Here is a 22,506-nt window from a genome sequence, read left to right on the forward strand (position 1 = left end):
CGACGGCTTCCGCATGAAGCCCTTAACCCCGCTCGCGCCGCGCGTGCGAATCGTCCTCGGCATCGCGTTCTTCGTCCTGTTCGTCGCCGTCTGGGCCGTCGCCACCCTCGGCGGCTTCGTCTCCAAGACCTTCCTCGCCGACCCGCTGACGATGGTCCGCTCCGGCTGGGACCTGCTCGCGAACCAGGGCTTCGCCAGGGACATCGGCATGACGGTGTGGCGGGTGGTGGGCGGCTTCGTCATCGCGGCGATCGTCGCCGTGCCGCTGGGCGTCGCGATGGGCGCGTACAAGCCCGTCGAAGCGTTCTTCGAACCCTTCGTGAGCTTCGCGCGCTACCTGCCGGCGTCCGCCTTCATCCCCTTGCTGATCCTGTGGGCCGGCATCGGCGAGGCGCAGAAGCTCGCGGTGATCTTCATCGGCTCGTTCTTCCAGCTGGTGCTGATGATCGCCGTCAGCGTGGGCAACACGCGGCGCGACCTGGTCGAGGCGGCGTACACGCTGGGCGCGGGCGACCGCGGCATCGTCGCGCGCGTGCTCCTGCCTTCGGCCGCGCCGGAGATCGCCGAGACGCTGCGCATGGTGCTGGGCTGGGCCTGGACCTACGTCATCGTCGCGGAGCTGATCGGCGCCTCCAGCGGCATCGGGCACATGATCACCGACAGCCAGGCGCTGCTGGCGACCGACCAGATCATCTTCGGCATCATCGTGATCGGCCTGATCGGCCTGACCAGCGACTTCGCCTTCAAGGCGCTGAACCGCCACCTGTTTCCCTGGGCCCGCCTGTGACCATCCTCGACATCGCCCGCGTCTCGAAAACCTTCCCTGGCGGCACGGTCGCCCTGCAGTCGACCGACCTGAAGGTCGACGAGAACGACTTCATCACCATCCTCGGCCCTTCGGGCTGCGGCAAGAGCACCTTGTTGCGCATGGTCGCGGGATTGGACACGCCGACCGGCGGCACCATCGAACTCGATGGTCATCCCGTCGTCGGCCCGGGCGCCGATCGCGGCATGGTCTTCCAGAGCTACACGCTGTTCCCGTGGCTCACCGTGCTGCAGAACGTGTGCTTCGGCCTGCGCGAGCGCGGCATGCAGCTTGCGCAGCAGCAGGCGATCGCGATGGAATTCATCGGCAAGGTGGGCCTCAAGGGGTTCGAGAACCATTACCCCAAGCAGCTCTCGGGCGGCATGCAGCAGCGCACCGCACTCGCGCGGGCCCTGGCGAACGACCCGCGCATCCTGCTGATGGACGAGCCCTTCGGCGCGCTCGATCACCAGACGCGCGAGCTGATGCAGGAGCTGCTGCGGGGCATCTGGGAGGCGGAGCGCAAGACCGTCCTCTTCGTCACGCACGACATCGACGAGGCGATCTTCATGGGCACGCGGGTCGTGGTGATGAGCGCGCGGCCGGGCCGTATCAAGTGCGACCTGCCGGTGCCGATCGCGCATCCGCGCCATTATTCGGTGAAGACGCAGCCCGAGTTCGTCGAGCTCAAGGCCCGCCTGACCGAGGAGATCCGCATCGAAGTGCGCCGCGCCGCCGGGCTGGCCGAGGCAGCTGAGTTGATGTGAAAAGAAGCGCCGGCCTCCTCATGTACCGCCGCAGCGGCGGCGGCCTGGAGGTCCTGCTCGCCCATCCGGGCGGGCCGTTCTGGCAACGCAAGGACGCCGGCGCCTGGAGCCTTCCCAAGGGCGAGTACGAGCCACCGGAGGAGCCGCTCGCCGCGGCCCTGCGCGAGTGGGGCGAGGAAACGGGCTTCGAGGCCGTACCGCCTTTCATCCCGCTCGGCGAGGTGAAGCAGGCCAGCGGCAAGCGCATCGCGGCCTGGGCGTTCGAAGGCGACTGCGATCCGCGGGCCCTCAAGTGCAACAGCTTCGACATGGAATGGCCGCCGAAGTCCGGCCGGCGGCAAAGCTTTCCCGAGATCGATCGCGTGCAGTGGTTCGGCCCGGACGAAGCACGCCGGCGCATCAACCCCGCGCAGGCCGCGTTCATCGACCGGTTGCAGGCGCTGGTGTAGGACGGGCGCCACAGTCAGGGACCGCGATGCGCCCCAAGTGGCGGTGAACGCGCCCTCCATCGCTATACTTTCCGTAGCACTGCCCGACACGCATGAGCGCACCAGCCGCCACGTACTACGAACTCCTCGGTGTGAGCCGCCGCGCGCGGCCCGACAGTGTTCGCGCGGCCTACCGGCGCCTCGCGCAGCAATACCATCCGGACAAGATGCCCGGCAATGCGAATGCCCAGCAGGTCATGGCCGCGCTCAACCAGGCGTACGCGGTGCTCTCCGATCCCCAGCAGCGCGCCCGCTACGACGAGTGCATCGGCCAACCGCTGCGATCGAGGCGGCAGGCGCGCGAGAGCTTCCTCGCGCGGCTGGAGGACCCGGGTGCGGCCTGGCCCTGGTTCCTGCTTTTCGCGACCATCACGTTCTGCACGCTGACGATCGCCGTCACGGTCTACAAGAACTACGTGCCCGGGGCGTAGGAGCCGCCCAGGCTCCTGTGGCGCTGTCGCCTGCGTGGCTTCGCGCGGGCCCGCCGCGGGTCGATACTGCGGCTTCGCACAGCGGAGAAATCACATGGACATTCGTGGAAAGGTCGCCATCGTCACCGGTGGCGCGAGCGGCATCGGCGCCGGCGTGGCCCGGCGTTTCGTGCAGGAAGGCGCGCGCGGCGTGGTCGTGGCGGACATGAACCTCGAGCGCGCACGGGGCGTGGCCAGCGAAATCGGCGCCCTGGCCGTACGCTGCGACGTCAGCCGCGAATCCGAGATCCAGGCCCTGGTCGCCCAGGCGAAGGAGCGCTTCGGGCAGGTGGACATCTTCATGTCGAACGCCGGCATCCTCGGTCCGCTGGGCGGGGTCGAGCTCGACAATGACCTGTGGCAGAAGATGTGGGAAGTGCACGGCATGGCCCACGTATGGGCGGCGCGGGCCGTGGTGCCGGACATGGTCGCGCGCGGCGAGGGCTATTTCATCGTCACCGCTTCGGCCGCGGGGCTCCTGAACATCGTGGAGTCCGCGCCTTACGGGGTGACCAAGCATGCGGCCGTCGCGATTGCCGAGTGGCTGCGCATCGCCTATGGCCGCAAGGGCCTGCGCGTTTCCTGCCTGTGCCCGCAATCGGTCGAAACCGACATGACCAAGCAAGGCACCGGGTCCGCGGGCCTGGACGGCGTGCTCACGCCCGCACAGGTCGCGGACGGCGTCGTCTCGGTCATGCGCGACGAGAAGTTCCTGATCCTGCCCCACCCGGAAGTCGCGAAGTACTTCCAGGCCAAGGGCCAGGACTACGAGCGCTGGCTGGGCGGCATGCAGAAGCTCTATGCCCAGCACATGACGGGCAAGGGCTGAGCGCGCCCTAGCCCTATTTTCCGAACAGGCCCACGGCGCCGATGATGATCAGGTAGATCGCGACGATGAAGTTCAGCAGGCGCGGCATCAGCAGGATCAGGATGCCGGCCACGAGCGCGGCCACCGGTCCGATGTGCGGGACGAGATTCATTTTTGGTGCTCCCTAACGAGGAGAGTCCAGTATGCCCCGTTCTCCTGCTCAGCCGAAGACGCCGAGCGCGAGGTGCAGGGCGAAGCGTCCCGTCCAGCTCGCGTCGCCGCTCGCGTCGTATTGCGCGGCCGCACTCGAATGGACGGCGTAGACGTGCACCCGGCGCAGCAGCGGTCCGGCTGACAAGGTGGTTTCGAACAGCTCGGCACGAAACGCCTGCGGGTCCTTCCCGCTGGCGCGGATGGCCTGCTCGAAATCCTTCCTTTCGACGGCGGACATGTCGGCACGATGAACCAGCATGCTCCCTCAACGCATGGGCGCCCAAAAGGACGACGAGGGAAACCGCGTAGGGGCCGGGCGGAACTTTCCTTCAGCCGCGCGTCCTGACGACGGTGCGCCCGTGCGCCTGCCCAGCCATGAGGCGCTGTGCGTGCTCGATGGCGGCGGACAACGGGATCTCGGTCGCCATCGCATCGAGCCTGGCCTTGTCCAGGTCGCGCGCGAGCCGTGACCACGCCTGCTCGCGCAACGCGAGCGGCGCGTAATTGCTGTCGATGCCCAGCAATGCCACTCCGCGCAGGATGAGCGGCGCCACCGTCGCGGGCAGGTCCATGCCCTGCGCATTGCCGCACACGGCGACGGCGCCACCCCGCACCGTCTGGGCTGCGGCGTTGGCCAGCGTGTGGCTGCCCAGCGCCTCCACCACACCGCTCCAGCGTTCCTTCTGCAGCGGCTTGCCGGGCGAGCCCAGTTCGCCGCGGTCGATGATGGATGCCGCTCCGAGCGACTTGAGGTAGCCCTCTTCCGACGCCTTGCCGGTGGCTGCGACGACGCGATGACCGAGCCGGGCCAGCAGCGCGATCGCGATCGAGCCGACGCCGCCGGTCGCGCCCGTCACGAGCACTTCGCCTTCGCCCGGTTTCAGCCCGTGCCGCTCGAGCGCCAGCACGGACAGCATCGCGGTGTAGCCGGCGGTGCCGATCGCCATCGCCTGCTTCGTCGTGAAGGCATCGGGCACGCGCACCAGCCACCCGGAATCCAGGCGCGCGCGGCCGGCCAGGCAGCCTTTGTGGACCTCGCCGACGCCGAAGCCGTTGAGCACCACACGGTCGCCCGGCTTCCATTTGGGCGACGAACTCGCGGCCACGACACCGGCCCCGTCGATGCCAGCGATCATGGGCCAGTTGCGCACGACCGGAGATCGGTTCGTGATCGCCAGGCCGTCCTTGAAGTTCAGGGTCGAGTACTCGATGTCGACGGTGACGTCCCCTTCGCGCAGGAAATCGTCTGCGACCTCGCGCACCTGCGCGCTGAAGTCGGGCGTCTTGTCGAGGACGAGGGCCGGGAAGGTGTTCATGGTGCGAGCCGGTGAAAGAAGTCCCACATGATGTCATTGGCGGAGATCGCTTGGGAGGGTGCAGGACCGCCGCGCGGCTTGGTGCCACCGGGCCACGAATGGCCGCCGGTTTCGGTCACGCACAGCTGCACCTGCGAGCCGCCTTCGCAGGATGCGTGCAGTTCGCACCAGGCGCCCGGCTTGTCGAGCACGCGCTGCGGCGCGGCGGTGCAGCGGTCCTGCTTCACCCATTTGGCGATGGTCGCGGGCACTGACGCATGAGGGGTCGCGCCCTTCCCCTGTCCGCCGTCGAACAGCACGCGCGGATCGTCCTTCGCCTGGATGTGCAGCACGGCCACGGGCCGCGACGGACTGCACTCGCGTGTGGCGTCGGTGCCGGCCACGGCGGCGATCGCGGTGAAGACGTCGGCCGCTTCGCAAGCGAGCCGGTAGGCCATCATGCCGCCGTTGGACATGCCGGTCGCATAGACGCGCCGCCGGTCGATGGTCCAGCGCGATTCGACCTGCGCCACCACGGCGCGGATGAAGCCGACGTCGTCGGTGCCGCGCCGCACGGCGCCCGCGCAGCAGTCACCGGCGTTCCAGGTCGCGAACTTGCCCGAGGCGAAACGGCTGGAGCCATTCGGGAAGACGACGATCGCGCCTTCGCTGTCCGACTTCGCGACCAGGCCGTAGTAGCGGTCGTCGGCCTGCAGGTCCATGTTGCCGCCGCCGCCATGCATCGCGACCAGCAGCGGCGCCGGCCGCGACGGGTCGTACTTCGCCGGCACGTGGACGCGATAGACGCGTTCGAGCCCGTCGTGCTGCAGGCTGAACGTGGCGTCGGCGCAGAACGCGGCCGGCACGGCGCCGAGGAGGAAAAACAAGACGAAGAGCCGCCGGATCACGAGGCGCCCCGCTCGAGCGTGCGCTTCATCGCGGCGAGGCCCTGGTCGATCATCCCGGCGATCGCCGGTGCCATCTCGTTGGGCAACAGGTCGGCGATCCACACAAGCCGGCTCGCGCCGCCTTCGTCGAACACCTGCAGCGACGCGTTGTGATGCGTGAGGCGCCCGCCGCGGGCCGACCAGGCCAGGCGGTGCTGGGTATCGTCGAGGTCCACGATCAGCTCGCGCACGGTGATGCCGTTGGCGAACGTCACGATGCGCGCGTCGCCCTCCAGCTGGCAATCGGTGACGAAGCCGGGAACCAGGCGCTTGTGGATCGCGCCCACGTCGCGCACGGCGTCCCACACCTGTGCCACCGGAACTGCGACGACGATTTCCTTGCGGATCGATGCCATGGAAAATCCTTTCGGGTCCGGCGCGAAGGATAACGGCCAAAGACATGGCGGTCATATCTTCATACCCCAGCGCCGATCGAGGCAACGGCCCGGCCGTTTGACCGCGGGCCGCGTTCGTCCTACGCTCGCGATCCCAGCTACCAGGAGGCCTCACATGTCCCTTCGAATCAACGACACCGCACCGAATTTCAAGGCCGACACGACCAAGGGCCCGATCGACTTCCACGAGTGGATCGACAACCAGTGGGCAATCCTGTTCTCGCACCCGAAGGACTTCACGCCGGTGTGCACGACGGAGCTCGGCTACATGGCGAAGATCGAGCCCGAATTCACGAAGCGCAACGCGAAGCTCATCGGCCTGTCGGTCGACCCCATCGACAGCCACACGAAATGGCTGGGCGACATCGAGGAGACGCAGGGCGCGAAGGTGAACTACCCGATCATCGGCGACCGCGACCTGCAGGTCTCCAAGCTCTACAACATGCTCCCGGCCGAGGAAACGGCGAGCGACGGCCGCACCGCCGCCACGAACCAGACGGTGCGCTCCGTTTTCGTGATCGGCCCGGACAAGAAGATCAAGCTGATGCTGACCTATCCGATGACCACCGGGCGCAACTTCGACGAGATCCTGCGCGTGCTCGACTCGATGCAGATGACCGCCAAGTACCGCGTCGCCACGCCCGCCAACTGGAAGCCGGGCGAAGACGTGATCATCGCCGGCTCGGTCTCGGACGAAGAAGCCAAGACGCTCTTCCCGCAAGGCTGGAAGGCGCCCAGGCCTTACCTGCGCATCACGAAGGCGCCTCAGTAAGTCACCCGAGTCAGTCCGGAATCACCGGCTCGACCAGCCTGGCCAGCTGTTCGAGCGACTCCTGCCAGCCCAGGTAGCACATCTCCACCGGGATCATTTCCGGGATGCCTTCCTGCACGATGGAGACTTCGGTGCCCACCGACACGGCCTTGAGCGACACCGTCGTGACCATCTGGCCTTTGAGGTTCGGGTCGTCGAACTTGTCCGTATAGCGGATGCGCTCGTTCGGCACCAGCTCGAGGTATTCGCCGCCGAACGAATGGCCGTTGCCGGTCGAGAAATTCGTGAAGGACATCCGGAAGGTGCCGCCCACCTTCGCGTCCATCTGGTGGACCTTGCAGGTGAAGCCGTAGGGCGGCAGCCATTTGGCCATCGCGTCGGGCTCGAGGAACGCGCGGTAGAGGCGCTCGGGGGTGGCTTTCAGGACCCGGTGAAGTCGGACAGTGTTCGCGGCCATTGATCAGCTTTCGTCAAGTGCAGAGGACAACCCTCTGACTGTACGACGATCGAGTCCAGGCGAATTCGACACGGCTGCCGCGGTGTCTCAGCGCGAGCCCGCCAGCCACGCGTCGATCTGCTCCCGCCACTTTGGGTTGTGCTGGCGCAGCGGCCACATCGGGTCGGCGCCGGGCCTCGCGGTCGACTGAAGCCGTGCGATGCAATTCGCCGCAGCCGCGTCGTCACCCAATGCGCGGCACGCGCAGAGCGCCGATTCGAGTGCAGGCGCCCAATCGGGCCGGATCTCCTGGGCGCTCCGCGAACTGGCCAGCGCCATCTCCGGACGGCCGGCGAACAGCCAGGCATGCGCCAGCGTGTTGTGCCAAACGAAATTCTGGGGATCGAAGGCATTCAATTTCAAGCCGTGAACGAGCGGCTCGACGGCACCCGCGGCGTCGCCGGAAAAGAGGAGTGCCATGCCGAGCACGAGATGACCGAGCGCGAACCCCGGCGCTAGTTCGATTGCGCGTCGCGCCGCATGCTGCGCCTGGCCGAACTCGCAGGCGTACACGCTGACGATCGCGAGGGCATAGTGACCGTACGGGTTCTTCTCGTCCGCATCGATGGCGCGGATCGCCGCTGCGTACCCTTCACGCAGGTCCGCATCCGCGCCCGTGCTCCAGCCGTACGCGACGAGCCCGGCGCTGACGCGCGCGAGCCAGAAATGAGCCTGGCCCGACGAGGCCTCGCGCGCACAAGCCTGCCGGAACAGCTCGCGCGCTTCGAGGTGGGTATCGCGGCGGACGCGATGGAACAGGTGAATCCCGCGATGGACGAGATCCTGGACGGTCGCGTCCGAAGCAGTCCAGGCGCTACTGCCAGCCTGCGACGCCACCATCTTCAGTAGTTCCGGCTCGATCGCACCCGCGACCTGCTCGGCGATGCCGTCCTGGAGAGCGAACATCTCCCGCTCGCCGAACTGGTACCGATCGCTCCACAACTGCGTTTCGCTTTGCGCATCAAGCAGTTCCAGCGTGACGCGGACGCTCCCACCCGATCTGCGCACGCTGCCACCGAGCACGTAACGCACCGCAAGCCTGGCGGCAACTTCCCTGGCCGACCCCGTGTGGCCTTTGAATGCGAAGCTGCCGCCGCGGCCCACCACACGGAACCAGCGGAACCGCGACAACGCCATGATGATGTCCTCGGTGACGGCGTCGGCGAAATAGTCGTGGGCGGGATCCCCGCTGAGGTTGACGAGCGGCAGCACGGCGATGGAGGCGGCGGGGCGCAAGGCCGGCACCGGGCCCGTGGCTTGCGGAAGGGATTCGATCGTGACCGGCAGGCAGAAGCGGTAGCCGACGCGCGACACTGTGGCGATCGCCTCGCCGGCTTCGGGCGCTTGGCCCAGCAGCTTGCGCAGGAGGGCGATCTGCACCGAGAGATTGCTCTCTTCGACGACGAGCCCCGGCCAGGCGGCATCGATGAGTTCGGCCTTCGTGACGACCTTGCCGTTGGCGCGGACCAAGGCCGCCAGCAGTGCGATCGCGCGCCGGCCGGCCGGCAGCAGCACGCCCTCGCGCAGCAGCGTTCCTCGCAGCGCGTCCAGCACGAACCCGGCGAAGAGGAATCGCTGTTCCTGCATCGCCGAAATTCTATCGATGCGATCTTTCGGGATATTTCGGCGCGGCTTGGGGACTTCGCGAGCGCCGCTTCCTAAGCTCGTCACCTCGATACCCAGGAGACCGTGATGACCGCCTTACCGCAAACGAAAACGCCCACGGCCCGTGTCGTGAGCGGCTCGGACCCGTACACCAGCGCCCAAGGGACCGTCTACGCGCCCGGCATCAGTGCCGAGACGGTAGGCGCGCGCGCCCTGTTCTTCGGGATGGTGACCTTGCCTGCCGGCCAGCGCACCCGGGCGCACGTTCACGAGCGGCACGAGTCGGCCTTCTACCTGCTGAGCGGCGACGAGGTCGAGCTCTGGAGCGGGCCGGGACTCGAAGACTGCTGCGTGGCGCATCCCGGCGATTACCTGTTCATCCCCGCCGGCGTGCCCCACGTCGCGGTGAACCGGGGCGCCGTGCCCGCCGTGTTCATCGGCGCGCGCAACGAGCCGACCGCCAACGAGAGCGTGGCGATGACGCCCGAGCTCGACGCTCGGATACGGTGAAGGAGTGGCGACATGACCAAGACAATCGTGGCATGCGGCGGGGCCCCGGCGCCGGTCGGACCCTATTCGCAGGGCGTGATCCTGGATGGCTGGGTGTGGACGTCCGGGCAGGTCGCGCTCGACTCCCGCACCGGTCGCCTAGTGGGCGAGGACGCCGCCAGCCAGGCGGAACGGGCCCTGATGAACATCGCCGCAATCCTTGCCGCCGCAGGCTCGAGCTTCAGCCGCGTGGTACGCGTCACCGTGTACCTGACCGACATGGACGACTTCGCCGCGGTCAACCAGGTGTATTCGCGCCATTTCGAAGGCGACTATCCCGCGCGTTCATGCGTTCAGGTGTCACGCCTGCCGCTCGGCGCGCGGGTGGAGATCGACGCGCTGGCTCGTGCCGGCGACGGTTGATGCTAGGCCGTCTCGGCCTCCCGCGCCGGCGCCTTCGTGCCGCCGAACTTGAAGACGCCCGGCTCGCGCACCGGGTCGACTTCGACCTTGATCGTGCTCTTGGGCGGGAAGCGCCCTTCGAGGATCAGTTTCGACAGCGGGTTCTCGATGCGCTGCTGGATCGCGCGCTTCAGCGGCCGCGCACCGAACACCGGATCGAAACCGACCTTCGCCAGCTCCTCCAGCGCCGCCGGCGAGACCTGCAGCACCAGGTCCATCTTCGCGAGCCGCTGCTCCAGCACCTTGAGCTGGATCTCCGCGATCTGCGCGATGTGCTTCGCGTCGAGTCCGTGGAACACCACCGTCTCATCGATGCGGTTGAGGAACTCGGGGCGGAAATGCTCCTTGAGCTCCTCCCACACCGCTTCCTTCACGTCTTCGTATGGCTTGCCCGCCATGGCCTGGATGCGATGCGAACCGATGTTGCTCGTCATCACGATCACCGTGTTCTTGAAGTCCACGGTACGGCCCTGGCCGTCCGTGAGGCGCCCATCGTCGAGCACCTGCAGCAGCACGTTGAAGACGTCGTGGTGCGCCTTCTCGACCTCGTCGAGCAGGATCACACTGTAGGGCTTGCGCCGCACGGCTTCCGTGAGGTAGCCGCCCTCCTCGTAGCCCACATAGCCCGGAGGCGCGCCGATCAGTCGCGCGACCGAGTGCTTCTCCATGAACTCGCTCATGTCGATGCGGATGAGGTGCTCCTCGCTGTCGAACAGGAAGTTCGCCAGCGCCTTGCACAGCTCGGTCTTGCCGACGCCGGTGGGGCCGAGGAACAGGAACGAGCCGGTGGGCCGGTTCGGGTCCGCGAGGCCCGAGCGCGAGCGGCGGATGGCGTTGGCCACCGCGCTGATCGCTTCGTCCTGGCCGACCACACGCTGGTGCAGGCGGTCTTCCATCAGCAGCAGCTTCTCGCGCTCGCCCTGCATCAGCTTCGACACCGGGATGCCGGTGGCACGCGCGACGACCTCGGCGATCTCCTCGGCGCCGACCTGCGTGCGCAACAGCTGCGGCTTGCCGGCCTTGGCCTTGCCGCTTTCCTTGGCCTGCGCTTCCTTGAGCTTCTTCTCCAGCTCGGGCAGCTTGCCGTACTGCAGCTCGGCGACTTTGTTGAAGTCGCCCTTGCGGGTGAACTCCTCGATCTGCGTGCGCAGCTTGTCGATCTGCTCCTTGATGTCGGCCGAGCCCTGCGCGGTGGCCTTCTCGGACTTCCAGATCTCCTCGAGGTCCGCGATCTGCTTCTGCAGGTTCCGGATCTCGTCCTCGATCAGGCCGAAGCGCTTCTGCGACGCCTCGTCCTTCTCCTTCTTCACGGCCTCGCGCTCGATCTGCAGCTGGATCAGGCGCCGGTCGAGCCGGTCGATCTCCTCCGGCTTGGAGTCGATCTCGATCTTGATCTTGGAGGCCGCCTCGTCGATCAGGTCGATGGCCTTGTCCGGCAGGAAGCGGTCGGTGATGTAGCGATGCGAGAGTTCGGCCGCGGCGACGATGGCCGGGTCGGTGATCTCCACGCCGTGGTGTACCTCGTACTTCTCCTGCAGGCCGCGCAGGATGGCGATGGTCGCCTCCACGCTCGGCTCGTCCACGAGGATCTTCTGGAAGCGCCGCTCCAGGGCCGCGTCCTTCTCGATGTACTTGCGGTATTCGTCCAGCGTGGTCGCGCCGACGCAATGCAGCTCGCCGCGCGCCAGCGCCGGCTTGAGCATATTGCCGGCATCCATCGCGCCTTCGGCCTTGCCGGCGCCCACCATGGTGTGCAGCTCGTCGATGAAGACGATGGTCTGGCCCTGGTCCTTGGCCAGTTCGTTGAGCACGTTCTTCAGGCGTTCCTCGAACTCGCCACGGTACTTGGCGCCCGCGAGCAGGGCCGCCATGTCGAGCGACAGGACGCGCTTGCCCTTCAGCGACTCGGGCACTTCGCCCGCGATGATGCGCTGGGCCAGGCCTTCGACGATGGCCGTCTTGCCCACGCCCGGCTCGCCGATCAGCACGGGGTTGTTCTTGGTGCGGCGCTGCAGGACCTGGATGGCGCGGCGGATCTCGTCGTCGCGGCCGATCACCGGGTCGAGCTTGCCCTGGCGGGCGCGCTCGGTGAGGTCGATGGTGTATTTCTCGAGGGCCTGGCGCTTGCCTTCGGCCTGCGGATCATTGACGTTCTGCCCGCCGCGCACGGCGTCGATCGCCGATTCGAGCGACTTGCGCGTGAGGCCGTTCTCGCGCGCGATGCGGCCGATGTCCTGCTTGCTGTCGGCGACGGCCAGCAGGAACAGCTCGCTCGCGATGTACTGGTCGCCGCGCTTGATCGATTCCTTCTCCGCAGCCTGCAGGAGGGTGACGAGGTCGCGGCCGACCTGCACCTGCTCCTGGCCTTCGACCTGCGGCAATTTGTGCATGGCCGCTTCGGCACCGGCCAGCAGGCCGGGCACGTTGACGCCCGCGCGCTGCAGCAGCGCCTGCGGGCCGTCCTCCTGGCGCAGCATGGCCGCGAGCAGGTGGGGCGGCTCGATGTAGGCGTGGTCGTTGCCGAGCGCGAGGGTCTGCGCTTCGGCCAGGGCTTCCTGGAATTTGGTCGTGAGTTTGTCGAGACGCATGGGTTTGTGCTCCGTATGCATCGAAAGCTTAGGCTTTCCCCCGCCATTTCAAGGGGAATGCAACACTAGAATCGACAAGGATGAAGATTCACCAGCTGTCGGTCAACTACCTGGCAGAACAGGACCGCATCCTCGTGCGGATCAACACGGCCGCCTCGGAGGAGGTGCGCCTGTGGCTCACCCGGCGGCTGATGCTCGGCCTGTGGCCCCTGCTCTCCCGGTTGCTGACGCAGCACCTGCTCAAGCTGGAGGCCGCCGGCACCTCGCTGGAGGCTGCGGACGACGACCTCAAGAAGATGCTGGCCGACTTCCGCAAGGAGCAGTTCCTGCAGGAAGCCGACTTCGAAACGCCTTACGACGCCAACCAGGCCGTGCTGCCGCTGGGCCCCGAGCCGGTGCTCGTCACCGACGTCGACGCCTCGCCCCTGCCGAGCGGGCGCTTGCGCCTGAGTTTCAACGAGCGGCTGCCCCGATCGGCCGAGCCGCGCAGCTTCCAGGTGGAGCTCGACCCCAAGTTGATGCAAGGCATGATGCACCTGCTCGAACAGGCCCTCTCGCGCTCGCAATGGCAGGAGTCCTTCCATCCGCCGACCGGGGCGGACGAGAGTGCGGACGAAAGCCGCAAGCCGCGGTACCTGAACTAGCCTTTCAGCGCATCCAGCGAGAAGCCGGCGATCTTCTTGTACTCGTCGGAAAGCTGGCGCAGCTCTTCCTGGCTGATCACGTCCTCGAGCTTGTCGAAGGGGCGCCCGCCCGTGAGCTCGTCCACCTTCATGATGATGAAGTCGGGGGGGACGGTGCGGTTGGTCTCGACGATGCGCGCCGTCGGCGGCAGGCGCAGGCGCTCGTATTCCTGGAGGGCTTCGAGCGGCTCGCGCGAGGCGAGCAGCTCGGCCAGCGTGCGCGCATCGATCAGCGCCTGGGCCGAGCCATTGGAGCCGCGCGGGTACATCGGATGCGCCGCGTCGCCCAGAAGCGTGACGCGCCCGAAGGTCCAGCGCGGCACTGGGTCCTTGTCGACCATCGGGTACTCGAAGATGCTCTGGGCGCCGCGAATCAGCTGCGGCACGTCGAGCCAGTCGAACTTCCAGTCCTCGAAGATGGAGATGAAGTCCTCGGGCCGGCCGGGCTGGTTCCAGTCGTTCATCGCCGCGCCCTCGCGGCGGATCTCCGCCACCCAGTTCACCAGCTGGCTGCCCCGCCCGTCCACGTTGTCGGCGATCGGATAGATCACCATCTTGCCGGTATCGATGGAGCCGATTCGCAGGTAACTCTTGCCCGACAGGATCGGCGGATGCACCGTGACGCCGCGCCAGGTGTTGATGCCGCCGAAGGCGAGCTTCTCGTCGGGATAGAACGCGCGCCGCACCGTCGAATTGACGCCGTCGCAGGCGATGACGACATCGGCGTCCACCGAGCCACCCTGGAAATGCACGACCACCTTGCCAGCCTCCTGCGTCACGCCCATGCAGCGACGGTCGAGATGGATGCGCGCCGCGCCGAGCCGCTCGAGCGCGGCGCGGTACATGATGCCGTGCAATTTGCCGCGGTGCAGCCCGACCTCGGGCAGGCTGTAACCCGCATGGCGGCCGCGCTGCTCACGGTAGATGAACTGCCCCCAGCGATTGCAGAAGACGCTCTCGAGGTTCTCGATGCCCGCGGCCTCGAGCTTCTCCTGAAGGCCGAGCACTGCGAGCTCGCGCATCGCATGCGGCAGCAGCGTGATGCCGACACCGATCTCACGGATTGCGGGCGCCGTTTCGTACACGTCGCATTGCAGGCCGAGCCGATGCAGGGACAGCGCAAGGGCCAGGCCGCCGATCCCTCCGCCGACGATGGCGATTCGCGTGGTCATGAAGCCTTACTCCGCCGTGATGCCCTGCGCCTTGATCACGCGCGCCCACCGCTGCGCATCCTGCTCGACCATCCTGCTGAATTCCTCGGGCGTGCTCGAGGCCGGATCCATGCCTTGCGTCTCGAACGCGGTGCGCACGTCGGGCGCGGCCAGGATGTCGCGCAGTTCGCGATTGAGGCGCGCCACGTCATCGCGCGGCGTGCCCGGCGGTGCGAACACGCCGTACCACATGTCCACGTTCACCTGGCCGGCATGCGCCTCGGCCAGCGTGGGGACCTGCGGCAGCAGCCGGTGGCGCTTGTCGCTGCCGATCGCCAGCGGCACCAGGCGACCGGCCTTGATCTGCGCCAGCGCGACGTGGATCGGCAGGAAGCCCACGTCGACCTGCCCGCCGATCAGGTCCGTCACCGCCGGGGCCGTGCCCCGGTACGGGATGTGCGTGATGAAGACGTGGTTGGTGGCCTTGAACAGCTCCATCGACAGGTGATGGGGCGTTCCCACGCCCGGGCTCGCGTAGTTGATGGCGCCGGGATGGCTCTTCGCCGCCTCGATGAGCTGGGCCGCGGTCTTGAAGCCGGAGCGCGGACTCGCGACCAGCACGAGCTGCCCCCAACTGGTGAGAGACACGGGCACGAGGTCCTTCACCGGGTCGAACGGCAGGTTGGGGTACAGGCTGCGGTTCATCACCAGGGTGTTCACCGAAACCAGCAGCGTCGAACCGTTCGGCGGCGCATGCACCACCGCCTCCGTGCCGATGTTGCCCGAAGCGCCAGGGCGGTTGTCGATGACCACGGGACGCCCCAGCCGCTCACCGAGCTTGGGCCCGACCGTGCGGGCGATCAGGTCGATGCCGGTGCCGGGCGTGAAGGGCACGATGAGCCTCAGCGGCCCGGACCCCGCGGCGGGCTGCGCCGGGGCGAACGCCGGAAAGGTCGAGGCTGCGGCCAGCAGGACGGCCGCGGCGCGGCGCCGCAGGAAGGGCATGCGATTTCGCGTCAAGGCGCGTCAAGTGTGTATGCTAACCATTATCCCGACCCGCGGCCGAGGCACAATCCATGGATTCCCTGAAAACGTCAGTGATCGTGTCCTCGACCGCCAAACTGCCCGCCAGCCTCTCGCGCCTGTATGCACGGCCGGGCTTCCTGCTGCGCCGCGCCCACCAGATTTCCGCCGCCGTGTTCGAGGATGAATGCCGTGACGTCGGGCTCACGCCCGCGCAGTTCGGCGTGCTCACGGTGCTCAAGTCGCACCCCGGCCTGGGCCAGTCGAGCCTCGCCCGCGCGCTGGGCTTCGACAAGGTGACGGTGCTGCGCGTCCTTCGGGGACTGGAAAGCCGGGGCCTCGTGGAACGCGGCCCGGCCCCCGACAACAAGCGCAACATGTGCGTGAGCCTCACGCAGGAGGGGCTCGACGTGCTGCAGCAGGCACAGCGCCCCGCCGAGAGGGCTTACCGGCGCCTGCTCGCGCCATTGAACCGCGGCCAGCAGGAGCAACTCATCGAACTCCTGCAATTGCTCACGGGCGAGCTCGAGGAGGAGGCGCGCGCGGCGTTCGTGCCGCCGGGCCAGCAGTGAACCTCACGCGTTGCGCGCTTCGATGCCCCAGCGCTTGAGCGCCTCGTCATCGCTCGAGCGCGCATCGACCCATTGCGCGCCCTGCGGCGTGTGTTCCTTCTTCCAGAACGGCGCCTGCGTCTTCAGGTAGTCCATCAGGAACTCGCAGGCCTGGAAGCTCTCGTGCCGGTGCGCCGAGGTGACGGCCACCATCACGATCTGGTCGCCGGGGTTCAGTTCGCCGACCCGATGGATCACCCGCACGCCGAAGATGTCGAAGCGCCGGTGCGCCTCGTCGATCATGGATTCGATCGAACTTTCCGTCATGCCCGGATAGTGCTCGAGCTCCATCGCGGTGATGTCGCCCGAGCCGCGGACGGTGCCGACGAAACTGCACACGGCGCCGACGCGCGCATCGCCTTCCCGCAGTCGCGCGCACTCCTTCGCGAGGTCGAAGTCCTCGTGCTGGATCGAGACGCGCGCGGCCATGCTCAGCCTCCGGTGACGGGCGGGAAGAAGGCGACTTCGCAGCCCTCTTCCAGAGGCGCGCTGTCATCGACCATGACTTGCGCGACGGCGACCCGCACGGCCTTGCCGCGCACGAGGGCCTGCGCATAGGCGCCGCCGCGCGCGATCAGCTCGTCGCGCAGCGCACCGCTGGTGCGCGCGGCGGTCTGCACCGTTTCCGCTCCCTGCCCGATCGCTTCCCGGATCGAGGCGAAGTACTTCACCTGCACTTTCATGCGAGCAACTCCGCCAGCGGAATGAAGGACACCTTCTCGCCGCGCGCGATGGTGCGGCCCGGCGGGTTGTCGACCAGGCCATCGGCCCACACGGTGGAGGTGAGCACGCCCGAGCTCTGGTTGGCGAAGAGCTCCACGCCGCCTTCCGCCGTGCGGCGCGCACGCAGGAACTCGCGGCGCTTGTCCGCGCGCGGCAAATCGAAGTGCGCCGGCAGTTCGATGGGCCTGGGGGCCAGTTGTGTCGCGCCCTGCAGCTTGAGCAGGAACGGCCGCACGAGCAGCAGGAAGGTGACGAAGCTCGACACCGGGTTGCCCGGCAGGCCGATGAAATGCGCTTGCTTCACCTTGCCGTAAGCGAACGGTTTGCCGGGCTTCATCGCGATCTGCCACAGGTCGAGCGAGCCGAGCGATTCCACCGCGGGTTTGATGTGGTCCTCCTCGCCGACGGACACGCCGCCGCTCGTGAGGATCAGGTCGTGGTCCTGCGCCGCCTGCGAGAGCGCGGCGATCGTCGCGTCGCGCCGGTCGGGCACGATGCCCAAGTCGCCGACCTCGCAGCCGAGCCGAAGCAGCAGCGCGCGCAGGAAGAAGCGATTGCTGTTGTAGATCGCGCCGGGCTTCATGTCGGCGGGCGCCACTTCGCCCGGCATCACGAGCTCGTCGCCGGTGGAGAACAGCGCCACGCGGGGCCGGCGCGCGACCACGAGGCTGTCGCAACCGATGCCCGCCGCGAGGCCCAGCGAGGCGGGCGTGAGGCGGTCGCCGGCAGCGAGGGTCACCGCGCCCTTCTGCACGTCCTCGCCGCTGCGGCGGATCCACTGGCCCTGCTTCGGCACGCGCAGGATGCGCACGTGGTCGCCCGCCTGCTCCGTGTCCTCCTGCATGACGATGGCATCGGCGCCTTCGGGCACCGGCGCGCCGGTGAAGATGCGCGCGATCGTCCCCGGCAGGAGCGCCTGCGCGGCACTGCCGGCCGGGATGCGCTGGCTCACCGGGAAGCTCACGCCCTCGTCGGGGATTTCGGCCACGCGCACCGCGTAGCCGTCCATGGAACTGTTGTCCTGCGGCGGCACCTGCAAGGGCGAGACGAGCTCGCGCGCGAGCACGCGGCCATCCGCGTCGAAGGTGGAAACGGTGTCGGTGCCGCCCAGCGGCCGCGCTTGCGCGAGCAGTTGCGCGAGCGCGTCCTCCAGCGGACGCAGCGGCGGTCTCATAGGTACTTGTCGGCCTCGTAGTCGAACCGGTGGCCATTGTCCACCAGCCACTGCGCGACTGCATCGGCGTCGTTGAGATCGAGCACCGGCCTCAGGGTTTCGACGGGGAGCCGGGCGGGCGAATCGGTCGCGATGGCCACGACGAAATCGTCCTCGGGATAGCGCACCGGCTGGTCCGATTCCGCCCGCCAGACCTCGACCTTGAGCAGGTTGCTTTGCTTGAAGCCTTCGACCAGCACCCAGTCCACGCCGTCCCACAGCTCCGCCAGCATGTGGTGGACGTTCAGTTGGGCGGGCTGCTCGAACTCACGCATCAGCGCGAGGCGCTTCGGCGACGCGACCACCACCTCGAAAGCGCCGGCCTGGCGGTGCCGGAAGGTGTCCTTGCCCGGATGATCGATGTCGAAATTGTGATGCGCGTGCTTGACCACCGACACGCGCAGGCCGCGCATCTTCAGCGCCGGGATCAGGCGCTCGACGAGGGTGGTCTTGCCCGACCCGGAGTAACCCGCGAAACCGACTACTTTCATCGTGTGCTCAGGCGCAGTGCGCCGCGATGAAGTCCTTGACCCGCTTCGCGTCCGCCGGCAGCACGGTGACGCGCTTGGGCAGCTGCTCGATGCCCGCGTACTTCGCCGGCCTGTCGGGCTCGCGGCCGAGCGCCTCCACGATCGTGTCGGCGAACTTGATCGGCAGCGCCGTCTCCAGCACGATCATGGGGACGCCCGGCTCGACGTGATGCCGGGCGACCTTCAGGCCATCGGCCGTGTGCGTGTCGATCATCACACCGAAGTTCTCCCAGGTGGCGCGGATGGTCGCGATGCGGTCGGCATGCGTGCTCCGGCCCGAGACGAAGCCGAACTTCGGGTCGCGCGCCAGCTCGAACCGGCCCTTCGCGGCCAGGTCCCCGGCGAACAGCTGCTTCACCTTCGCGGCATCGCGGCCGACCAGGTCGAACACGAAGCGCTCGAAGTTGCTCGCCTTGCTGATGTCCATCGACGGGCTCGAGGTCTCGTGCGTGTCGGCCGCCGCGCGCACGCGGTACACGCCGGTGCGGAAGAACTCGTCCAGCACGTCGTTCTCGTTGGTCGCGACCACCAGCTTGTCGATCGGCAAGCCCATCATGCGCGCGACATGGCCGGCACAGACGTTGCCGAAGTTGCCCGAGGGCACCGTGAAGCTGACCTTCTGCGAGTTGCTCGTCGTGGCCTGGAAATAGCCCGCGAAGTAGTAGACGACCTGGGCCACCAGCCGGGCCCAGTTGATCGAGTTCACCGTGCCGATCTTGTACCTGCGCTTGAACTCGAGATCGTTCGACACCGCCTTCACGATGTCCTGGCAGTCATCGAACACGCCTTCGATCGCGAGGTTGAAGATGTTCGCGTCCTGCAGGCTGAACATCTGCGCCTGCTGGAACGGGCTCATGCGGCCGTGCGGCGACGTCATGAAGACGCGAACGCCCTTCTTGCCGCGCATCGCGTATTCGGCGGCGCTGCCGGTGTCGCCCGAGGTGGCGCCGAGGATGTTCAGCTGCTCGTGCCGGCGACCGAGCTCGTACTCGAACAGGTTGCCCAGCAGCTGCATCGCCATGTCCTTGAAGGCGAGCGTCGGGCCGTTCGACAGCGCCTCGAGGTACACGCCCTCCTCCAGGCGCTTGAGCGGCACGATCTCCCTCGTGCCGAACACCTCGGGCGTGTAGGTCTTCGCGCAGATCGCCTTCAGGTCGCCGGCGGGTATGTCGTCGATGTAGAGCGACAGGACCTCGAACGCGAGTTCGGGATACGGCAGCCCGCGCCACTTCGTGAGCGTCGCGTCATCGATGCGCGGATAGCTTTCCGGCAGGTACAGGCCGCCGTCGGGCGCCAGGCCCTCCAGCAGGATCTCGCAGAAATGCTTGCGGTCCGCATGGCCGCGCGTGGAAACGTACAGCATCGTCTTTACGCGAGTTCTTCCTTGCGGATGCGCACGATGGGCGCAAGGACCGTCGGCAGGCCCTGCATCTGCGCGAGCACCTCGTTCATGGCGCCCTCGCGCACACTGTGGGTGAGGATGATCAGGTCGGTCTGCGGCACGGCCTCGGCGTCGCTGGCCGGCGCCTCGCCCGTGGGCCGCTGCAGCATGGCATCGATGCTGATGCCGGCGGCGGCCAGCAGCCCCGTGACCTTCGCGAGCACACCGGCCTGATCGGCCACGCGCAGGCGCAGGTAGTAGCTGGTGACGACCTCGCTCATGGGCAGCACGGGGGCGTCGCTCATCTGGTCGGGCTGGAAGGCGAGATGCGGCACGCGATGCGCGGCATCGGCCGTGTGCAGCCGCGTGATGTCCACCAGGTCCGCGATGACGGCGCTGGCGGTGGGCTCGCTGCCCGCGCCCTTGCCGTAATACAGCGTCGTGCCCACGGCATCGCCCTGCACCACCACCGCGTTCATCGCGCCCTCGACGTTCGCGATCAGGCGCTTGGCCGGGACCAGCGACGGATGCACGCGCAGCTCGATGCCCTTGGGCGTGCGCTTGGTGATGCCCAGCAGCTTGATGCGGTAGCCCAGCTGCTCGGCGTAGCGGATGTCCTGCGCGGCGAGCTTCGTGATGCCCTCGACGTAGGCCTTGTCGAACTGCACCGGGATGCCGAACGCGATCGCGCTCATGATCGTGGCCTTGTGCGCGGCGTCCACGCCTTCGATGTCGAAGGTCGGATCGGCCTCGGCGTAGCCGAGCTTCTGCGCGTCCTTCAGGGCCGCGTCGAAGTCCAGGCCCTTGTCGCGCATCTCCGAGAGGATGAAGTTGGTCGTGCCGTTGATGATGCCGGCGATCCACTCGATGCTGTTGGCCGTCAGGCCCTCGCGCAGTGCCTTGATGATCGGGATGCCGCCGGCCACCGCTGCCTCGAACGCGACCATCACGCCGCGCTGGTGGGCCGCGGCGAAGATCTCGGTGCCGTGCACCGCGAGCAGCGCCTTGTTCGCGGTGACCACGTGCTTGCCGGCCGCGATCGCTTCCATGACGAGCTGCTTGGCGATGCCATAGCCGCCGATCAGCTCGATGACGATGTCGATGTCGGGATTGGCGATGACGGCGCGCGCGTCGTTCACGACCTTCACGCCGTCGCCGACGATGGACTGGGCACGGGCCGTGTCGAGGTCCGCCACCATGGTGATCTCGATGCCGCGGCCGGCGCGCCGCTTGATCTCTTCGTGGTTGCGTTGAAGGACGTGGTACACGCCGCTGCCGACGGTGCCGATGCCGAGCAGGCCGGCCTGGATGGGTTTCAGATGGGCGGACATGGCGCTTTATTGTGAGACGCGCTTGCGATAGCTCTCGAGGAACCTGGCCATGCGGGCGATGGCCTCGCGCAGGTCGTCCTCGTGCGGCAGGAACACGATGCGGAAATGGTCGGGCGAATGCCAGTTGAAGCCGGTGCCTTGCACCAGCATGACCCGCGTTTCCTCGAGCATCTCGAGGAAGAACTGGCGGTCGTCGGCGATCGGGTAAACCTTGGGGTCGAGCCGCGGGAACATGTACAGCGCCGCGCTCGGCTTGATGCAGCTCACACCGGGGATCTGCGTGATCAGCTCGTAGGCCAGGTCGCGCTGGCGGCGCAGGCGCCCGCCTTCGCGCACCAGGTCGTTGATGCTCTGGTAGCCGCCCAATGCGGTCTGGATCGCGTACTGCCCCGGCACGTTCGCGCACAGCCGCATGTTCGTGAGCATGTTCAGGCCTTCGATGTAATCGGCGGCCAGCTTCTTGTCGCCCGAGACCACGACCCAGCCCGCGCGGTAGCCGCACGAGCGGTAGCTCTTCGACAGCGAATTGAAGGTGAGCGTCAGCACGTCTTCCGACAGGCTCGCGATCGGCACGTGCTTCACGTCCTCGTAGAGCACCTTGTCGTACACCTCGTCGGCGAAGATCACGAGCCCGTGCTGGCGCGCGATGGCGACGATCTGCACGAGCAGCTCGCGCGAATAGAGCGCACCGGTCGGGTTGTTCGGGTTGATGACGACGATGCCCTTGGTACGCGGCGTGATCTTCCTGCGGATGTCGTCGAGGTCGGGCATCCAGCCGTTGCCCTCTTCGCACCAGTAGTGCACGGGCGTTCCGCCCGACAGGCTCGTGGCGGCCGTCCACAGCGGGTAATCCGGCGCGGGCAGCAGCAGTTCGTCGCCGTCGTCGAGCAGCGCGTTGGTGGCCATCGCGATGAGTTCGCTGGCGCCGTTGCCGAGGTAGATGTCGTCGAGCGTGACGCCCTTGATGCCCTGCTTCTGCGTCTCGTGCATCACCGCCTTGCGCGCCGCGAAGATGCCCTTGCTGTCCGAATAACCGGCCGAGTTGGGCAGGTTGCGCGCCATGTCCTGCTGGATCTCTTCGGGAGCGTCGAACCCGAACACGGCCAGGTTGCCGATGTTCAGGCGGATGATCTTGTGCCCTTCCTCTTCCATCCGGCGGGCGGCGTCCATGATGGGTCCGCGGATGTCGTAGAGGACGTTGGCCAGCTTGGCGGATTTGTGGACGGTCTTCAAAGCCCCTCCTGCAAGGGCGGATCGAGT

Annotated in this window: 27 protein-coding genes; 10 read left to right on the forward strand and 17 right to left on the reverse strand. The window is 67.5% G+C overall.

The genetic code is table 11. The features are described from left to right. Positions 1-13: 13 nt before the first annotated feature. From AC3EF3_RS11070 to AC3EF3_RS11090, 5 genes are all read left to right on the forward strand, one after another. Positions 14-787 carry an ABC transporter permease gene (locus tag AC3EF3_RS11070; protein WP_488532204.1) on the forward strand — a complete coding sequence of 258 codons (774 nt, stop codon included), beginning with the start codon at positions 14-16 and terminating at the stop codon, positions 785-787. Continuing rightward, on the forward strand, positions 784-1,572 hold the full coding sequence (locus AC3EF3_RS11075; RefSeq protein ID WP_488532205.1) for an ABC transporter ATP-binding protein: 789 nt from the start codon (positions 784-786) through the stop codon (positions 1,570-1,572). Before AC3EF3_RS11070 ends, AC3EF3_RS11075 begins: the two co-directional genes overlap by 4 nt. Beyond that, positions 1,569-2,021, forward strand: a complete 453-nt coding sequence (locus tag AC3EF3_RS11080) for an NUDIX hydrolase (RefSeq protein ID WP_488532206.1) — start codon at positions 1,569-1,571, stop codon at positions 2,019-2,021. Before AC3EF3_RS11075 ends, AC3EF3_RS11080 begins: the two co-directional genes overlap by 4 nt. A 92-nt stretch (positions 2,022-2,113) precedes the next feature. After that, the gene (locus AC3EF3_RS11085) at positions 2,114-2,491 is read left to right on the forward strand and encodes a J domain-containing protein (protein ID WP_488532207.1); all 378 of its coding nucleotides are present in this window, start codon (positions 2,114-2,116) and stop codon (positions 2,489-2,491) included. A gap of 94 nt (positions 2,492-2,585) precedes the next feature. Beyond that, on the forward strand, positions 2,586-3,359 hold the full coding sequence (locus tag AC3EF3_RS11090) for an SDR family oxidoreductase (RefSeq protein ID WP_488532208.1): 774 nt from the start codon (positions 2,586-2,588) through the stop codon (positions 3,357-3,359). A 13-nt stretch (positions 3,360-3,372) separates the two neighbouring features. Here the strand turns inward: AC3EF3_RS11090 and AC3EF3_RS11095 are convergent, their stop codons facing one another. The 5 genes from AC3EF3_RS11095 to AC3EF3_RS11115 form a co-directional block, all read right to left on the reverse strand. After that, complete coding sequence (locus AC3EF3_RS11095; protein WP_488532209.1) at positions 3,373-3,510, reverse strand: DUF3096 domain-containing protein; 138 nt, start codon at positions 3,508-3,510, stop codon at positions 3,373-3,375. A 48-nt stretch (positions 3,511-3,558) separates the two neighbouring features. Beyond that, positions 3,559-3,789, reverse strand: coding sequence for a hypothetical protein (locus AC3EF3_RS11100; RefSeq protein ID WP_488532210.1), 231 nt, complete (start codon positions 3,787-3,789; stop codon positions 3,559-3,561). Between the two features lie 91 nt (positions 3,790-3,880). Next, on the reverse strand, positions 3,881-4,867 hold the full coding sequence (acuI, locus tag AC3EF3_RS11105; RefSeq protein ID WP_488532211.1) for an acrylyl-CoA reductase (NADPH): 987 nt from the start codon (positions 4,865-4,867) through the stop codon (positions 3,881-3,883). Continuing rightward, positions 4,864-5,733, reverse strand: coding sequence for an extracellular catalytic domain type 1 short-chain-length polyhydroxyalkanoate depolymerase (locus tag AC3EF3_RS11110; protein WP_488532212.1), 870 nt, complete (start codon positions 5,731-5,733; stop codon positions 4,864-4,866). The genes acuI and AC3EF3_RS11110 overlap by 4 nt, the downstream gene beginning before the upstream one ends. 17 nt (positions 5,734-5,750) lie before the next feature. After that, the gene (locus AC3EF3_RS11115) at positions 5,751-6,149 is read right to left on the reverse strand and encodes an SRPBCC family protein (RefSeq protein WP_488532213.1); all 399 of its coding nucleotides are present in this window, start codon (positions 6,147-6,149) and stop codon (positions 5,751-5,753) included. A gap of 154 nt (positions 6,150-6,303) precedes the next feature. Here AC3EF3_RS11115 and AC3EF3_RS11120 point away from each other — a divergent pair, with 154 nt between their 5' ends. After that, entirely contained in the window at positions 6,304-6,960 is a 657-nt protein-coding gene (locus AC3EF3_RS11120) for a peroxiredoxin (RefSeq protein ID WP_488532214.1), read from the forward strand. Between the two features lie 10 nt (positions 6,961-6,970). Here the strand turns inward: AC3EF3_RS11120 and AC3EF3_RS11125 are convergent, their stop codons facing one another. Then, positions 6,971-7,417: an SRPBCC family protein gene (locus tag AC3EF3_RS11125; protein WP_488532215.1), complete on the reverse strand. Its 447-nt coding sequence runs from the start codon at positions 7,415-7,417 to the stop codon at positions 6,971-6,973. Positions 7,418-7,504: 87 nt separating this feature from the next. Then, on the reverse strand, positions 7,505-9,010 hold the full coding sequence (locus AC3EF3_RS11130) for a winged helix-turn-helix domain-containing protein (protein WP_488532216.1): 1,506 nt from the start codon (positions 9,008-9,010) through the stop codon (positions 7,505-7,507). 138 nt (positions 9,011-9,148) lie between these two features. Between AC3EF3_RS11130 and AC3EF3_RS11135 the strand changes: the two genes are divergently transcribed. Together AC3EF3_RS11135 and AC3EF3_RS11140 are read left to right on the forward strand one after the other, a co-directional pair. Next, on the forward strand, positions 9,149-9,571 hold the full coding sequence (locus AC3EF3_RS11135; protein ID WP_488532217.1) for a cupin domain-containing protein: 423 nt from the start codon (positions 9,149-9,151) through the stop codon (positions 9,569-9,571). A gap of 12 nt (positions 9,572-9,583) precedes the next feature. Beyond that, positions 9,584-9,973, forward strand: coding sequence for a RidA family protein (locus AC3EF3_RS11140; RefSeq protein WP_488532218.1), 390 nt, complete (start codon positions 9,584-9,586; stop codon positions 9,971-9,973). 2 nt (positions 9,974-9,975) lie between these two features. On the opposite strand, the gene clpB is transcribed toward AC3EF3_RS11140, so the two are convergent. Continuing rightward, on the reverse strand, positions 9,976-12,600 hold the full coding sequence (gene clpB / locus AC3EF3_RS11145; protein WP_488532219.1) for an ATP-dependent chaperone ClpB: 2,625 nt from the start codon (positions 12,598-12,600) through the stop codon (positions 9,976-9,978). 80 nt (positions 12,601-12,680) lie between these two features. On the opposite strand from clpB, the gene AC3EF3_RS11150 reads away from it, so the two are divergent. Continuing rightward, positions 12,681-13,244: a hypothetical protein gene (locus AC3EF3_RS11150; protein WP_488532220.1), complete on the forward strand. Its 564-nt coding sequence runs from the start codon at positions 12,681-12,683 to the stop codon at positions 13,242-13,244. On the opposite strand, the gene AC3EF3_RS11155 is transcribed toward AC3EF3_RS11150, so the two are convergent. Both AC3EF3_RS11155 and AC3EF3_RS11160 read right to left on the reverse strand, forming a co-directional pair. After that, the gene (locus tag AC3EF3_RS11155) at positions 13,241-14,455 is read right to left on the reverse strand and encodes a flavin-dependent oxidoreductase (RefSeq protein WP_488532221.1); all 1,215 of its coding nucleotides are present in this window, start codon (positions 14,453-14,455) and stop codon (positions 13,241-13,243) included. The two genes, AC3EF3_RS11150 and AC3EF3_RS11155, sit on opposite strands and share 4 nt — an antisense overlap. Before the next feature lie 6 nt (positions 14,456-14,461). Beyond that, entirely contained in the window at positions 14,462-15,439 is a 978-nt protein-coding gene (locus AC3EF3_RS11160) for a tripartite tricarboxylate transporter substrate binding protein (protein ID WP_488533775.1), read from the reverse strand. Between the two features lie 71 nt (positions 15,440-15,510). Between AC3EF3_RS11160 and AC3EF3_RS11165 the strand changes: the two genes are divergently transcribed. Then, the gene (locus AC3EF3_RS11165; RefSeq protein ID WP_488532222.1) at positions 15,511-16,029 is read left to right on the forward strand and encodes a MarR family winged helix-turn-helix transcriptional regulator; all 519 of its coding nucleotides are present in this window, start codon (positions 15,511-15,513) and stop codon (positions 16,027-16,029) included. 3 nt (positions 16,030-16,032) lie between these two features. On the opposite strand, the gene AC3EF3_RS11170 is transcribed toward AC3EF3_RS11165, so the two are convergent. From AC3EF3_RS11170 to AC3EF3_RS11200, 7 genes are read right to left on the reverse strand one after another with little or no spacing between them, the layout of a single operon-like run. After that, positions 16,033-16,497, reverse strand: a complete 465-nt coding sequence (locus tag AC3EF3_RS11170; protein ID WP_488532223.1) for a molybdenum cofactor biosynthesis protein MoaE — start codon at positions 16,495-16,497, stop codon at positions 16,033-16,035. A 2-nt stretch (positions 16,498-16,499) separates the two neighbouring features. Further along, positions 16,500-16,751: a molybdopterin converting factor subunit 1 gene (gene moaD / locus AC3EF3_RS11175; RefSeq protein ID WP_488532224.1), complete on the reverse strand. Its 252-nt coding sequence runs from the start codon at positions 16,749-16,751 to the stop codon at positions 16,500-16,502. Further along, the gene (locus tag AC3EF3_RS11180) at positions 16,748-17,965 is read right to left on the reverse strand and encodes a molybdopterin molybdotransferase MoeA (protein ID WP_488532225.1); all 1,218 of its coding nucleotides are present in this window, start codon (positions 17,963-17,965) and stop codon (positions 16,748-16,750) included. Before AC3EF3_RS11180 ends, moaD begins: the two co-directional genes overlap by 4 nt. Next, positions 17,962-18,495, reverse strand: coding sequence for a molybdopterin-guanine dinucleotide biosynthesis protein B (gene mobB / locus AC3EF3_RS11185; RefSeq protein WP_488532226.1), 534 nt, complete (start codon positions 18,493-18,495; stop codon positions 17,962-17,964). Before mobB ends, AC3EF3_RS11180 begins: the two co-directional genes overlap by 4 nt. A gap of 7 nt (positions 18,496-18,502) precedes the next feature. Beyond that, positions 18,503-19,897: a threonine synthase gene (gene thrC / locus AC3EF3_RS11190; protein ID WP_488532227.1), complete on the reverse strand. Its 1,395-nt coding sequence runs from the start codon at positions 19,895-19,897 to the stop codon at positions 18,503-18,505. Between the two features lie 5 nt (positions 19,898-19,902). After that, positions 19,903-21,234, reverse strand: a complete 1,332-nt coding sequence (locus tag AC3EF3_RS11195) for a homoserine dehydrogenase (protein ID WP_488533776.1) — start codon at positions 21,232-21,234, stop codon at positions 19,903-19,905. Between the two features lie 18 nt (positions 21,235-21,252). Continuing rightward, the gene (locus tag AC3EF3_RS11200; protein WP_488532228.1) at positions 21,253-22,479 is read right to left on the reverse strand and encodes a pyridoxal phosphate-dependent aminotransferase; all 1,227 of its coding nucleotides are present in this window, start codon (positions 22,477-22,479) and stop codon (positions 21,253-21,255) included. Positions 22,480-22,506 lie beyond the last annotated feature (27 nt).

The sequence above is a fragment of the Ramlibacter sp. GS1-15 genome (genome assembly GCF_057785015.1).